A 14,509-nucleotide genomic window follows, 5' to 3' on the forward strand; every position below is an offset into this window, starting at 1 on the left:
CACCCCCTCCGTCGCCTGCCCCCGCCACCTCGGCCGTGATCCTCTGATCGGGAGAAGGTCGCAACCGGGTCCGGACACCTTCTGAGCGTCAGACGATCATCGGTCGGTACCGCTGCACAGCGGGGCGCGGCGCGCCACCGGAGCGGGCTGGTCGCCCGGTTGGTGAAGGTTTTCACACATCCTGTTTCGGCATCGTTGCCCCGGCGCATACTTGCGGCGACCGGTACCCCTTCTCGAGGACTGGATCGTTGCCATGAGCGCACCGCTGCGCCCGCGTCCGGCCGCCCCGCGCGGGGCCGCCGCACAGTCGGGCGGCGCCCTTGCCGGCGCCCCGGCCACCACCCCCCGCTTCCTCACCGTCGGCGTCATCGGCGCCGGCCGGGTCGGTGCCGTGCTGGGTGCGGCGCTGACCGCCGCCGGTCACCGGGTGGTCGCCGCCGCCGGCGTCTCCGGCGCCAGCCGTGCCCGGCTGGCCCTGCTGCTCCCCGGCGTTCCCCGCCGCTCCGCCACCTCGGTGGCCCGGGCGGCCACCGACCTGCTGCTGCTCGCCGTCCCGGACGACGCGCTGGCCGGGGTGGTCGCCGGCCTGGCCGACAGCGGCGCGCTCCGGCCCGGCCAGGTGGTCGCGCACACCTCCGGCGCGCACGGGCTGGCCGTGCTGGCGCCGGCCGCCGCCGTGGGCGCCCGCCCGCTGGCCCTGCACCCCGCGATGACCTTCACCGGTACGCCGGACGACCTCGGCCGGCTCGCCGGCATCTCGTACGGGGTGACCGCGCCGGCCGAGCTGCGCCCGCTGGCCGCCCGGCTGGTCGCCGACCTCGGCGGCGTGCCCGAGTGGGTGGGCGAGGCGGACCGGCCGCTCTACCACGCGGCGCTGGCGCACGGCGCCAACCACCTGGTGACCCTGGTCAACGAGGCGGCCGACCGGCTGCGCGACGCCGGGGTGGCCCAGCCGGAGAAGGTGCTCGCCCCGCTGCTGCGGGCCGCGCTCGAGAACGCGCTGCGGCTCGGCGACGACGCGCTGACCGGCCCGGTGTCCCGGGGCGACGCCGGCACCGTGGAGCGGCACCTGGCCCGGTTGGCCGCCACCGCGCCGGAGTCGGTCGCGCCGTACCTGGCGCTGGCCCGGCGTACCGCGGACCGGGCCATCGCGGCCGGCCGGCTGCGCCCGGTCGACGCGGAGTCGCTGCTCGGCGTGCTGGCCGATACGGCGCGGGAGGTCGCCGCGTGAGCGCGAGGAGTGAGCCGGGTGTGCGAGCCCCGCAGTCGCGAGGAACGAGCGGCACGGTGAGCGAGCGGGTGACGACCGGCGGAGGTGTCGCGTGACGGAACTGGTGCACACCCGGGCCGAGCTGGCCGCGGCGCGCGGCGGGCTGAAGGGCACCGTGGGTGTGGTGATGACCATGGGCGCCCTGCACTCGGGGCACGAGACGCTGCTGCGGGCCGCCCGGGAGCGGGCCGACCATGTGCTGGTCACCGTCTTCGTGAACCCGCTGCAGTTCGGCCCGAACGAGGACTTCGACCGCTATCCGCGTACCCTCGATGCCGACCTGGAGGTCTGCCGGCGAGCCGGCGCCGACCTGGTCTTCGCGCCCTCGGTGGCGGAGATGTACCCGGACGGCCAGCCCCGGGTCCGGGTCAACCCGGGCCAACTCGGCGAGGACCTGGAGGGGCACAGCCGGCCCGGCTTCTTCCACGGGGTGCTCACCGTGGTGCTGAAGCTGCTCCAGCTGACCCGCCCCGACCTGGCGTTCTTCGGCGAGAAGGACTACCAGCAGCTGACCCTGGTGCGGCGGATGGCCCGCGACCTCGACGTGCCGGTCGAGGTGGTCGGCGTGCCGACCGTACGGGAGCCGGACGGGCTGGCCCTGTCCAGCCGCAACCGCTACCTCTCACCGACCGAGCGGCAGGCCGCGCTCAGCCTCTCGGCGGCGCTGCGGGCCGGCGCGGAGGCCGCCGACCGCGGGCTGGACGCCGGCGCGGTGCTGGCCGCCGCGCACGCCGGCTTCGGCGCCGGTACGCCCGGCGCACGGCTGGACTACCTGGTGCTCACCGACCCGGACCTGGAGCCGGGACCGGTCGCCGGCCCGGCCCGGCTGCTCATCGCGGCCTGGGTCGGCGACACCCGGCTGATCGACAACACGGCGATCCGGCTCGCCCCGCGACCCTGAACCCCACCACGCACGCGTGAAAGGCACCCCGATGCTGCGGACCATGCTCAAGTCGAAGATCCACCGGGCCACGGTGACCCAGGCCGACCTGCACTACGTCGGCTCGGTGACCGTGGACCAGGATCTGCTGGACGCCGCGGACCTGCTCCCCGGCGAGCAGGTGGCGATCGTGGACATCACCAACGGCGCCCGGCTGGAGACGTACGTCATCCCCGGCGAGCGGGGCAGCGGCGTGATCGGCATCAACGGTGCCGCCGCGCACCTGGTGCACCCGGGCGACCTGGTCATCCTGATCTCGTACGGGCAGATGGACGACGCCGAGGCCCGCGCGTACCAGCCGCGGGTGGTGCACGTGGACGCGGACAACCGGGTGATCGAGCTGGGCGCCGACCCGGCCGGGGTGGCCCCGGGCATGGCCGGCGACCCGGTGCCCAGCCCGTTCGCCGCCGTCTGAGCCGTTCCGGTCAGCCGAGCGGTCGCGGCCGTCCCGCCGCCGGCCGGGAGGTTTCCGACCCCGCCTCCGGTCTGTCACCGGCAGGTCCTTCCTGGTTACCCTGAGCACACCGTCGGAAGACGGTCGGTGGTTGGGGGAGGCCGCGGATGCGCCGTGCGATGACCACCCTGCTCGCGGCGGTCGTCACGGGTGCCCTGCTGGCCGGCTGTGGCGGCGCCGGAGGGCTGGACGGCGACCTGGTCGACGACTGGGCCGCCCTGCCCGCCCCGGGGCCGTTCACCCCGGCCGCCGGAGTCTGCCATGAGGCGGACTTCACCGACGTGGTGCCGCTGTCGGCGTACCAGCCGGTGGACTGCGCCGCCCCGCACCGGGTGGAAACGGTGCACGTCGGCGCGTTCCCGGCCGCTCGGGCGACCCCGCCGGCCAGCGGCTCGACCGAGCTGCGCGGCGCGTTCACCGAGTGTGACGGCAAGGCCAGTGAGTACGTCGGCGACGAGTGGCGGGCCGGGCGGCTGCGGCTCGCGGTGGCGGTGCCCTCCGGGCCCGGCTGGGCGGCCGGCGCCCGCTGGTTCCGCTGCGACCTCACCGAACTGACCACGGTCGAGGCGGCGGCCACCGTGGTGACCCGCACCGGCAGCCTGCGCGACGCGCTGCGGGGCGCGTCCCGGCTGCGGCTGGGCTGCCAGCAGACCCGCGGCGGTCGGGGCGGGGCCGTCGGGACGCTGCTCCCGGTGGAGTGCGCCACCCGCCACGACGCCGAGTTCGTCGGGGTGTGGCGGGCGCCGGACCTGCCGTACCCGAGCCGGGACGCCGACTGGGTGCCGCTCTACGCCGGCTGCCGCTCGGTCCTCGCCCGGTACGTCGGCGTGCCCGACGACGCGGACCTGCGCTTCCGCAGCGGGGTGGTGGTCCGCCCGCCGGGAGCCGGGCGGTGGCGGGTGGGTGACCGGGGGGTCCGCTGCCACCTCTGGCTCAGCGACCGTACGGTGACCGGCTCGCTCAAGGGCGCCGGTCCGGCCGGCCTGCCGGTGCGCACCCGGTAGCAGGACGGCGTATCCCAAACCACTCGTCCCGCCCCCGCCGCCCCGGGCGAAGGGCGTTCGGGTTGACTGGGGGCATGGACCTTCCGACGCTCGACCTGCCGGCCCTGCCGTCGCTGCTGGTCGCGCCCGCGCCCGGCTGGGTGGAGACCACCGATGTGATCGTGGTCGGCTCCGGGGTGGCCGGGCTCACCGCCGCGCTGCACCTGCGGGAGGCGGGGCTGCACGTCACCGTGGTCACGAAGGTCAACATCGACGACGGATCGACCCGCTGGGCGCAGGGCGGCATCGCCGCGGTGCTCGACCCGCACGACACCCCGGCCGCGCACGCCGCCGACACCGAGGTCGCCGGGGTCGGCCTCTGCGACCCGGCCGCGGTGCGGGTGCTGGTCGAGGAGGGGCCGACCCGGCTGCGTGAGCTGATGCGGATCGGCGCCGAGTTCGACCGCAACCCGGACGGTTCGCTGATGCTGACCCGCGAGGGCGGGCACCGGGCCAACCGGATCGTGCACGCCGGTGGCGACGCGACCGGGGCCGAGGTGCAGCGGGCGCTGCACGCGGCGGTGCGCCGCGACCCGTGGATCCGGCTGGTCGAGCACGCCCTGGTGCTGGACCTGCTCCGGGCGCCCGGCGACGGCCCGGGCGGGCTCGGTCCGGCCTGCGGGATCACCCTGCACGTGCTCGGCGAGGGCAGCGAGGACGGGGTCGGCGCGATCCTGGCCCGGGCGGTGGTGCTGGCCACCGGCGGGATGGGGCAGGTCTTCGCGGCCACCACCAATCCCGCGGTGTCCACCGGCGACGGGGTGGCGCTGGCCATGCGGGCCGGCGCGGCCGTGACCGACGTGGAGTTCGTCCAGTTCCATCCGACCGCGCTGATCGTGCCGGAGCAGGCCCGGGTGCCCGGCGCCGGGCACGCCCAGCAGCCGCTGGTCTCCGAGGCGCTGCGCGGCGAGGGCGCGCACCTGGTCGACGCCGACGGCAAGCGGTTCATGGTCGGCCAGCACGAGTTGGCCGAGCTGGCCCCCCGGGACGTGGTGGCCAAGGGCATCCACCGGGTGCTGCTGGCCACCGGCGCCGACCACGTCTTCCTGGACGCCCGGCACCTCGGCGGGGACTGGCTGGCCCAGCGGTTCCCCACCATCGTGGCGTCCTGCCTGGCCATCGGGGTCGACCCGGCGGTCGATCTGATCCCGGTCGCCCCGGCCGCGCACTACGCCTCCGGCGGCGTCCGCACCGACCTGCGCGGCCGTACCTCCATCCCCGGCCTGTACGCCTGCGGCGAGGTGGCCTGCACCGGCGTGCACGGCGCGAACCGGCTGGCCAGCAACTCGCTGCTGGAGGGGCTGGTCTTCTCCCGGCGGATCGCCGAGCACATCGCCACCGGCCTGCCCGAGCAGGCGCAGCCGGCGCCGACCGGCGCCTGGGTCGGTGGCGCGGGCTGGGTGGTGCCGGCCGCGGCGACCCCGGTGCTGCAACGGGCGATGACCCAGGGCGCCGGCGTGCTCCGCTCGGCCGCGACGCTGGCGGAGACCGCGGCGACCCTGGGCGACCTGGGTTCCGGGCGGGGCACCCCGCGCACCGCCGACTGGGAGGCGACGAACCTGGTCACGGTGGCGTCGACGCTGGTCGCCGCCGCGTACGCCCGCCGGGAGACCCGGGGTTGCCACTGGCGGGAGGACTTCCCGACGACCGACGAGCGGTGGCTGGGCCACCTGGTCGGCGCGATCGGGGCGCAGGGCCGGTTGGCGCAGCAGTGGGAGGAGACGCGATGACGGAGTCGACCGAGCGGGCGTTGCGGGCGGCGGGGCTCGACCCGGCCCGGGTACGCCGGGTGGTCGAGGACGCCCTGGTCGAGGACCTGGGCCCGGACTTCCTGGACGTCACCAGCGTCGCCACCATCCCGGTCGAGCAGATGGACACGGCCGACCTGGTGGCCCGCGCCGACGGCGTGGTGGCCGGGTTGGCCGTGGCGGCCGCGGTGTTCGAGCTGGTCGGCGAGGTGACCGGCGGCGCGCGTACGGTCGAGGTGTCGCTGGTCGCGCGGGACGGCGCGCGGGTGGCCCGCGGCGACGTGCTGGCCACGGTGACCGGGCCGACCCGGCTGCTGCTCACCGCCGAGCGGACCGCGCTCAACCTGCTCTGCCGGATGTCCGGGGTGGCCACCCACACCCGGGCCTGGGCGGACGCGCTGGCCGGCACCAAGGCGATGGTGCTCGACACCCGCAAGACCACCCCGGGCCTGCGCGCCCTGGAGAAGTACGCGGTCCGGGCCGGCGGCGGCACGAACAAGCGGATGGGGCTGCATGACGTCGCCATGATCAAGGACAACCACAAGCTGGCGGCCGGCGGCATCACCCCGGCGTACCGGCGGGTCCGAGCGGCGTTCCCGGACGTGCCGGTGCAGGTGGAGGTGACCACGCTGGCCGAGGCGGTGGAGGCGGTCGAGGCCGGCGCGAACTTCCTGCTCTGCGACAACATGACGCCGGAGGTGCTGACCGAGGTGGTGGCCGCGGTCGGCGACCGGGCCGAGCTGGAGGCGACCGGTGGGCTGACCCTGGCGGTGGCCGCCCGGTACGCGGCGACCGGCGTCGACTTCCTCTCGGTCGGCGCGCTGACCCACTCCTCGCCGATCCTCGACATCGCGATGGACCTGCGCACCGAGTGACGCCCGGCCGACGGCGGCGTCGGCCGCCGGGCGGTCAGCACGGGCGGGCCGGCGCGGTGGATCGGGTCGCCGCGCCGGTCGGCTCAGGCAGCGGCCCGCGTGGGCAGAGCGGCCGGCCCCACCAGGTTGAAGATCACCTGGCTCTCGGTGTCGTCCCGGTGGTCCAGGCCGTACTTGGCCCGGAAGAGCTGGAGCGCGCGGTGGTAGATGCCGGGCTCCAGCTCGTCGGCCTCGCCCAGGGCGAAGGTCTGGCCGGCGGCCTCCGGCCGCTGGAGCACCACGCTCAGCCCGGCCAGCCCGTGCCGGGCCACGTTCCGGACCAGGTCGCTGCCGGCGATGTACCAGGTGCCGTCGACCCGCACGTAGCGGGCCTCGCAGGTCTCCAGGTCCCGCCCGTCCTGGCGCAGGCAGAGTTGCAGGCTCAGGCACGAGTCGAGGTCGCGCACCGGGGCGGTCTCCCACAGCTCGGTGAACCGGTCGTCCACGAACTCGCCGAGCGGGGTGTTGACGAACGCCTCGATCTGCTGGGCGTCGAAGGTCTTGCCGCTGACCGGGAAGAACGAGATGTACGCCTTGTCGTCCCAGCGGTACATCTGCACCGACGGCGCGGTGCTGTAGAGGCGTACCCGAAGCCGGGACCGGGAGGCCGGCGGCAGCTGCTGCTGGAGCCGGCCGAAGTGGAAGAGGTTGTTCATGATCGCGATGGCCGCGTCGGAGCGGCGCAGCTCCTCGGCCCGCAGCCGGACCGCCGGCGAGTCCGGGTCGAGCAGCAGCACCCGGACCGTCGCGCCGTTGGCCAGCGCGACCCGCAGCGCGGAGAGGAACCGGTTGGTGTACGGCCCCTCCAGCATGCTGGTGAACGTCTCCAGGATCGCCACGGCTTCCCGGCAGTTGGCCACCCGTTCGATCAGCGCGTCCCGGTCGAGTCGGGGGTGCTCGATGATGCTCACCGTCTGGAGTTCGCGGAAGAGCGGGTTGAGCACCACGTAGGTCAGCAGCGTCATGATCAGGGCGGCGCCGATGTTGAGGTAGAGGTCGCCGCGGAAGGTCTGCCCGGAGCGCCAGGACTGCACGATCATCCAGAGCGCGCCACCGGTCAGCGCGGCCAGCACCAGCACATGCCGACGGCGCCGGCGCAACGTGTTGCGCCCGCGGGCCCACCAGATCCCCGACATGTCCGCTCCCCGTCCGGCCCCGCCGTGGATAGACCTATGTTCATGCCGCGATCCGTCCAGGATACGGTTCGTCGGCCGCTGCGCGCCCGCCCGTATCGGCGTTGTCTAGGCTTCGGGCGTGCTGCTCTGCATCGACATCGGAAACACCAACACCGTGCTGGCGACCTTCGACGGCGACAAGCTGGTGCACTCCTGGCGGATCAAGACCGATGCGCGCTCGACGGCGGACGAGTTGGGGCTGAAGTTCCGGGGCCTGCTCGCCGGGGACGCCGTCGAGATCACCGGGGTGGCCGCCTGCTCGACGGTGCCGGCCGCGCTGCGCTCGCTGCGCACCATGCTGTCCCGCTACTACGCCGACCTGCCGAGTGTGATCGTCGAGCCCGGGGTGCGGACCGGGGTGCAGCTCGCCATCGACAACCCGAAGGAGGTGGGCGCCGACCGGGTGGTCAACACCCTGGCCGCCTACACCCTCTACGGTGGGCCGTCGATCGTGGTGGACTTCGGCACCACCACCAACTTCGACGTGATCAGCGGCCGGGGCGAGTTCCTCGGCGGCGCCTTCGCCCCCGGCATCGAGATCTCCTTCGACGCGCTGGCCGCCCGCGCGGCCCAGCTGCGCAAGGTCGAGGCCACCCGGCCCCGCTCGGTGATCGGCAAGAACACCGTCGAGTGCCTCCAGTCCGGCCTCTACTTCGGCTTCGCCGGCCAGGTTGACCGGATCGTCGAGCGGATGACCGAGGAACTGGGCGAGGTGCGGGCCGTGATCGCCACCGGCGGGTTGGCCTCGCTGGTGATCAACGAGTGCCGGACGATCACCCACCACGAACCGATGATCACCCTGATCGGCCTGCGGATGGTCTACGACCGCAACGTCTGACCCCGGTTCAGCGCCGTCGGGACCGGAACACCAGGGTCTGGTACGGCAGCTCGACGGTGTCCCGCCCGGCCAGGTCGGGGTGGCTGGCGAAGAGGTCACGCAGTTGTCGGTCGATCTTCCCGCGCTCCTTCGCCGGTGCGGTGAGCCAGTACGAGCGGGTGTGCAGCAGCTCGATCACCTCGCCGGGGGTGAGCGTGCTCGTGTGCGCGAACCGGCCCAGCTCGATCGGCCCGAAGTCGGCGCCGAAGTCGGCGTACTTCTCGATCACGTTCCCCGCGCTGTCTCCGATGTGGGCGATCCGGCTCAGCTCGGCCACCCAGGCGACCTTCTCGTCCCGGACGTTCCAGATCGGCGCGAAGACGCCCCCCGGCCGCACCACCCGGGCGATCTCGGCGTGCGCCCGCTCCCGGTCGAACCAGTGGTACGCCTGGCCGACGATCACCGCGTCGGCCGTGCCGTCCGGCAGTGGCACGGACTCCGCGCTGCCGGCCAGGGCGACGGTGCCCGGGGTCGCGGCGTCGAGTTGGGCCCGCATCCCGGGGTCGGGCTCGACCGGCACCACCTGGTGGCCGAGGGCCAGCACCGCGCGGGTGAGGATGCCGGTGCCGGCGCCCAGGTCCACCACCCGGGCGGACGGGGCCAGGCCGGCGAGCGCCCAGCGGACCGCCTCCCGCGGATAGCGGGGCCGGAACCGGTCGTAGTGGGCGGCCACCGCCCCGAATGAGAGCGCCTGAGTGGGGTCGGTCATGACGGGCAGGTTATCCGGTAACCGGCAACTGGGTGCTTGAGTACGCTCGGGGGTTGACCCCGCCGAACAACTCCCTTTGAGGAAGCGTGCCGTGACCGAGCAGAAGCCCGTGCCAGTGGACCCCGCCGACGACCTTCCCGAGCAGATGAAGGTCCGCCGGGAGAAGCGGGACCGGATGCTCGCCGACGGCGTCGAGCCGTACCCGGTCGGATTCCCGCGCACCCACACGCTGGCCGAGATCCGCGAGAAGTACGCCGACCTGCCGACCGACACCGCCACCGGCGACCGGGCCTCGGTCACCGGTCGGGTGATCTTCGTACGCAACACCGGCAAGCTCTGCTTCGCCACCCTGCGCGACGGTGACGGCACCGAGTTGCAGGCGATGCTCTCCCTCGACCGGGTCGGCCCGGAGCGGCTGGAGGACTGGAAGCGCCTGGTGGACCTCGGCGACCTCGTCGGGGTGACCGGCGAGGTGATCACCAGCCGCCGGGGCGAGTTGTCGGTGCTGGCCGAGCAGTGGGTGGTCACCGCCAAGGCGCTGCGCCCGCTGCCGGTGGCGCACAAGCCGCTGAGCGAGGAGGCCCGGGTCCGGCAGCGCTACGTCGACCTGATCGTCCGCCCGCAGGCGCGCCAGATGGTCCGCACCCGGGCGGCCACCGTACGCAGTCTGCGTGATTCGCTGCACGAGCAGGGTTTCATCGAGGTGGAGACGCCGATGCTGCAGTTGCTGCACGGTGGCGCGGCGGCCCGCCCATTCGTGACCCACAGCAATGCACTCGACACCGATCTGTATCTGCGAATCGCGCCGGAACTGTTTCTGAAGCGTGCAGTGGTCGGCGGCGTGGAGCGGGTCTTCGAGATCAACCGCAACTTCCGTAATGAGGGCGTCGACTCTTCGCACTCGCCGGAGTTCGCGATGCTGGAGACCTACCAGGCGTACGGCGACTACAACACGATGGCCGAGCTGACCCGAAATCTCGTCCAGCGGGCGGCGATCGCGGTCAGTGGCTCGACGCTGGTCACCCACGCCGACGGCCGGGAGTTCGACCTGGGCGGCGAGTGGCGTTCGGTGACTCTCTACGGGGTGCTTTCCGAGGCGCTCGGCGAAGAGGTGACCGTGCACACCGAACGGGCCCGGCTGGTCGAGTACGCCGACAAGGTCGACCTCGCCGTCGACCCGAAGTGGGGGCCCGGCAAGCTGGCCGAGGAGCTGTTCGAGGAACTGGTGGTCCCCGGTCTGGAGGCGCCCACCTTCGTCCGGGACTACCCGGTGGAGACCAGCCCGCTGACCCGCGCGCACCGCAGCGAGCCGGGACTGGCCGAGAAGTGGGACCTCTACGTGCTCGGTTTCGAGCTGGGCACCGCGTACTCGGAGCTGGTCGACCCGGTGGTGCAGCGGGAGCGGCTGCTGGCCCAGGCGCAGCTCGCCGCCCGGGGCGACGACGAGGCCATGCGGCTGGACGAGGACTTCCTCCGCGCGATGGAGTACGGAATGCCACCGGCCGGGGGTATGGGAATGGGAATCGACCGGCTGTTGATGGCGCTCACCGGCCTGGGAATTCGGGAAACGATCCTGTTCCCGTTGGTGCGCCCGGAGTAGTCGCAACAACCCTCCACCGGATCGATACCGCATCCTATTGACGCGGCGCGCGTCGTACGGGTTATTGTTCTTGCAGTTTGCAGGTGCACCCTGCTCGAAAGGAATGTGGGACGTGGCCAAGCAGATCATTCACAAGCTGGTCGATGACCTGGACGGCGGGGACGCTGACGAGACCGTCAAGTTCGCCCTCGACGGCGTTCAGTACGAGATCGACCTGTCGAGTTCCAACGCCGAGAAATTGCGTGAGGTATTCGCGCCGTACGTCGGGGCGGGCACCAAGGTCGGCCGGGGCGGCGTGGTCGTCGGCGGCCGGGCCGCCCGCGGCCGGGGCGGCGCCACCGCCGACCGGGAGCAAAACAAGGCGATCCGGGCCTGGGCCAAGAAGGCCGGCAAGGACATCTCCGACCGGGGCCGGATCCCTCAGGAGATCGTCGACGAGTACCACGCCACGCGCTGACGCGCCGCCGACGGGCGACCCGACGCCGGGCCGGAGCACTTCTCCGGGCCGGCGTCGCCGTTTCCGCCCCCGGGGTCCGGTTTCCCGCCTCCCGGGCCGCCGGGGACGTGTGTGCGCCGAACCGGACATCGCGGCCACGGCACGCCGCCCGTCCGGATCGGCGCACACACGTTTGACCGGACATGGCGGCCACGGCACGCCGGCCGGTCGTTTCGGGTCGGGCACCGCACGCCGCTGTCATCCCGGGCGGCCACGGCACGCCGGTGCATTCGGCGCCCTGGAGTGGACCACGTAGCGCGGGTGCTCGCGGTGGTCCGGCCGCGTGGTGGACGGGGGGAAGAATCCCGGGGGGACTCGCGTTGTCCACAGCCGGTGGAGGAGTTTTCCACAGCTTGTGGATGACCGTCGGGCGGCCCCATGCGCCGGTCGCGCCGGCGTCGTTCCCGGCCGTGCGGGTGCCGTCGGGCCCCGCCTGGGCCGTTCCAGACGTTGTCCGACCGGCGGGCGGAATTTCGCTCTACGCGTAGCGCTCGGGGTACCGGAACACCCGCTGAGCGCGGACGGTTGTGCAAAGCGACGCGTACACGGCTCCTGCCGGAGACACACGACCTCAGCTGAGTCGGTCCGCGGCGATAGAGTAATGAGGCAAGGACGCCCGTCCCGGGCGTTCGCGCACCGGCCCCGCCAAGATCTTTGACCATCAAGGCGCACGGCACGTGAGGAGCACGAGGGCATGTTCGAGCGGTTCACCGACCGAGCGCGACGGGTTGTCGTCCTGGCCCAGGAAGAGGCCCGGATGCTCAACCACAACTACATCGGTACGGAGCACATCCTGCTGGGCCTGATCCACGAGGGTGAGGGTGTCGCGGCAAAGGCCCTGGAGAGCCTCGGCATCTCCCTCGAGGGCGTCCGCCAGCAGGTCGAGGAGATCATCGGCCAGGGCCAGCAGGCGCCGAGCGGGCACATCCCGTTCACGCCGCGGGCCAAGAAGGTGCTGGAGCTGTCGCTGCGCGAGGCGCTGCAGCTCGGCCACAACTACATCGGCACGGAGCACATCCTGCTCGGTCTGATCCGCGAGGGTGAGGGCGTCGCCGCCCAGGTGCTGGTCAAGCTCGGCGCGGACCTCAACCGGGTCCGCCAGCAGGTGATCCAGCTGCTCTCCGGCTACCAGGGCAAGGAGCCGGCCGCGGCGGGCGCCGCGCCGGGTGAGGCCGCGCCGTCGACCAGCCTCGTGCTGGACCAGTTCGGCCGTAACCTGACCCAGGCCGCCCGCGAGGGCAAGCTCGACCCGGTCATCGGGCGCGAGAAGGAAATCGAGCGGGTCATGCAGGTGCTCTCCCGCCGTACCAAGAACAACCCGGTCCTGATCGGTGAGCCCGGCGTCGGCAAGACCGCCGTGGTGGAGGGGCTGTCCCAGAAGATCATCAAGGGCGAGGTGCCCGAGACGCTGAAGGACAAGCAGCTCTACACGCTCGACCTCGGCGCCCTGGTCGCCGGTTCCCGCTACCGCGGTGACTTCGAGGAGCGCCTCAAGAAGGTGCTCAAGGAGATCCGCACCCGGGGCGACATCATCCTGTTCATCGACGAGATCCACACCCTGGTGGGTGCGGGTGCCGCCGAGGGCGCGATCGACGCGGCGAGCATCCTCAAGCCGATGCTGGCCCGTGGCGAGCTGCAGACCATCGGCGCCACCACGCTGGACGAGTACCGCAAGCACCTGGAGAAGGACGCCGCCCTCGAGCGCCGGTTCCAGCCGATCCAGGTGGGTGAGCCGTCCCTGGCGCACACCATCGAGATCCTCAAGGGGCTGCGCGACCGCTACGAGGCGCACCACCGGGTGAGCATCACCGACGCGGCCCTGGTCGCGGCGGCGACGCTGGCCGACCGCTACATCTCCGACCGCTTCCTGCCGGACAAGGCGATCGACCTGATCGACGAGGCCGGTGCCCGGATGCGGATCCGCCGGATGACCGCGCCGCCAGACCTGCGCGACTTCGACGAGCGCATCGCCCAGGTGCGTCGCGACAAGGAGTCCGCGATCGACGCGCAGGACTTCGAGCGCGCCGCCCAGCTGCGCGACAAGGAGAAGCAGCTCCTCGGCCAGAAGGCCCAGCGGGAGAAGGAGTGGAAGGCCGGTGACCTGGACGTCGTCAGCGAGGTTGACGACGAGCAGATCGCCGAGGTGCTCGGCAACTGGACCGGCATCCCGGTCTACAAGCTGACCGAGGAGGAGACCTCGCGCCTGCTGCGCATGGAGGACGAGCTGCACAAGCGCGTCATCGGCCAGGAGGACGCGGTCAAGGCGGTGTCCAAGGCGATTCGGCGTACCCGCGCCGGGCTGAAGGACCCGAAGCGTCCCTCGGGCTCGTTCATCTTCGCCGGCCCGTCCGGCGTCGGTAAGACCGAGCTCTCCAAGGCGCTGGCCGAGTTCCTGTTCGGCAGCGAGGACGCCCTCATCCAGCTGGACATGTCCGAGTTCCACGACCGCTACACGGTCTCCCGGCTGGTGGGTGCTCCTCCCGGCTACGTCGGCTACGACGAGGGCGGGCAGCTGACCGAGAAGGTGCGGCGTCGGCCGTTCTCGGTGGTCCTCTTCGACGAGATCGAGAAGGCCCACCCGGACGTGTTCAACACGCTGCTCCAGATCCTTGAGGACGGTCGGCTCACCGACGGTCAGGGTCGGATCGTGGACTTCAAGAACACGGTCATCATCCTGACCACCAACCTGGGTACGCGTGACGTGGCCAAGGCGGTGTCGCTCGGCTTCCAGGCGTCGGAGGACTCCGAGTCCAACTACGACCGGATGAAGCAGAAGGTCAACGACGAGCTCAAGCAGCACTTCCGGCCTGAGTTCCTGAACCGGATCGACGACACCATCGTCTTCCACCAGCTGCGGGAGAACGAGATCCTCTCGATCGTGGACATCATGATCGCGCGGATCGAGACCCAGCTGCGGAACAAGGACATGGGTCTGGAGCTGACCGACAACGCCAAGAAGTACCTGGCGAAGAAGGGCTTCGACCCGGTGCTCGGCGCGCGTCCGCTGCGTCGCACGATCCAGCGCGACATCGAGGACAACCTCTCCGAGCGGATCCTCTTCAACGAGCTGACCCCGGGTCAGATCGTGGTGGTGGACTGCGAGGGCGACCCGAGCAACATCGACAAGTCCAAGCTCGTCTTCCGGGGCGCCGACAAGCCGGTCGACGTGCCGGACGCGGTCCCGGCCGACCTCGGCGGCACCGCCGCCGCGGGCGCGGACGAGTAAGGCCAACAGCACGAGGGCGACGGCCCGGTGGCACCCGCCACCGGGCCGTCGCCCTTT

12 protein-coding genes are annotated in these 14,509 nt (G+C 72.5%); 10 read left to right on the plus strand and 2 right to left on the minus strand.

Annotation, left to right across the window (positions count from 1 at the left end):
• Positions 1-253 precede the first annotated feature (253 nt).
• The 6 genes from DLJ47_RS06865 to nadC all read left to right on the plus strand — a co-directional run bounded on the left by DLJ47_RS06865 (position 254) and on the right by nadC (position 6,330).
• A complete protein-coding gene (locus tag DLJ47_RS06865) occupies positions 254-1,231 on the plus strand; it encodes a Rossmann-like and DUF2520 domain-containing protein (protein WP_088996403.1) in 978 nt (325 codons plus the stop codon).
• A 91-nt stretch (positions 1,232-1,322) separates the two neighbouring features.
• On the plus strand, positions 1,323-2,171 hold the full coding sequence (gene panC / locus DLJ47_RS06870) for a pantoate--beta-alanine ligase (RefSeq protein ID WP_109899223.1): 849 nt from the start codon (positions 1,323-1,325) through the stop codon (positions 2,169-2,171).
• 31 nt (positions 2,172-2,202) lie between these two features.
• Complete coding sequence (panD, locus tag DLJ47_RS06875; RefSeq protein WP_088996401.1) at positions 2,203-2,625, plus strand: aspartate 1-decarboxylase; 423 nt, start codon at positions 2,203-2,205, stop codon at positions 2,623-2,625.
• 146 nt (positions 2,626-2,771) lie between these two features.
• Positions 2,772-3,668 (plus strand): septum formation family protein, encoded by an 897-nt coding sequence (locus tag DLJ47_RS06880; RefSeq protein WP_109899224.1) that lies wholly within the window; start codon positions 2,772-2,774, stop codon positions 3,666-3,668.
• Positions 3,669-3,742: 74 nt separating this feature from the next.
• Positions 3,743-5,437 carry an L-aspartate oxidase gene (locus tag DLJ47_RS06885; RefSeq protein ID WP_109899225.1) on the plus strand — a complete coding sequence of 565 codons (1,695 nt, stop codon included), beginning with the start codon at positions 3,743-3,745 and terminating at the stop codon, positions 5,435-5,437.
• The gene (gene nadC / locus DLJ47_RS06890; protein ID WP_109899226.1) at positions 5,434-6,330 is read left to right on the plus strand and encodes a carboxylating nicotinate-nucleotide diphosphorylase; all 897 of its coding nucleotides are present in this window, start codon (positions 5,434-5,436) and stop codon (positions 6,328-6,330) included. Before DLJ47_RS06885 ends, nadC begins: the two co-directional genes overlap by 4 nt.
• Before the next feature lie 83 nt (positions 6,331-6,413).
• Here the strand turns inward: nadC and DLJ47_RS06895 are convergent, their stop codons facing one another.
• On the minus strand, positions 6,414-7,505 hold the full coding sequence (locus tag DLJ47_RS06895; protein WP_146228042.1) for a hypothetical protein: 1,092 nt from the start codon (positions 7,503-7,505) through the stop codon (positions 6,414-6,416).
• Between the two features lie 118 nt (positions 7,506-7,623).
• Here DLJ47_RS06895 and DLJ47_RS06900 point away from each other — a divergent pair, with 118 nt between their 5' ends.
• Complete coding sequence (locus DLJ47_RS06900; protein ID WP_088996396.1) at positions 7,624-8,382, plus strand: type III pantothenate kinase; 759 nt, start codon at positions 7,624-7,626, stop codon at positions 8,380-8,382.
• Positions 8,383-8,389: 7 nt separating this feature from the next.
• Here the strand turns inward: DLJ47_RS06900 and DLJ47_RS06905 are convergent, their stop codons facing one another.
• A complete protein-coding gene (locus DLJ47_RS06905; protein WP_109899228.1) occupies positions 8,390-9,130 on the minus strand; it encodes a class I SAM-dependent methyltransferase in 741 nt (246 codons plus the stop codon).
• Between the two features lie 91 nt (positions 9,131-9,221).
• On the opposite strand from DLJ47_RS06905, the gene lysS reads away from it, so the two are divergent.
• The 3 genes from lysS to DLJ47_RS06920 all read left to right on the plus strand — a co-directional run bounded on the left by lysS (position 9,222) and on the right by DLJ47_RS06920 (position 14,452).
• Positions 9,222-10,730: a lysine--tRNA ligase gene (gene lysS / locus DLJ47_RS06910; RefSeq protein WP_109899229.1), complete on the plus strand. Its 1,509-nt coding sequence runs from the start codon at positions 9,222-9,224 to the stop codon at positions 10,728-10,730.
• 112 nt (positions 10,731-10,842) lie between these two features.
• A complete protein-coding gene (locus DLJ47_RS06915; protein ID WP_197700191.1) occupies positions 10,843-11,187 on the plus strand; it encodes a histone-like nucleoid-structuring protein Lsr2 in 345 nt (114 codons plus the stop codon).
• A gap of 733 nt (positions 11,188-11,920) precedes the next feature.
• Complete coding sequence (locus tag DLJ47_RS06920) at positions 11,921-14,452, plus strand: ATP-dependent Clp protease ATP-binding subunit (RefSeq protein WP_088996392.1); 2,532 nt, start codon at positions 11,921-11,923, stop codon at positions 14,450-14,452.
• Positions 14,453-14,509: the final 57 nt, after the last annotated feature.

It is taken from the genome of Micromonospora sp. S4605 (genome assembly GCF_003176715.1).
Classification (GTDB): domain Bacteria; phylum Actinomycetota; class Actinomycetes; order Mycobacteriales; family Micromonosporaceae; genus Micromonospora; species Micromonospora echinaurantiaca.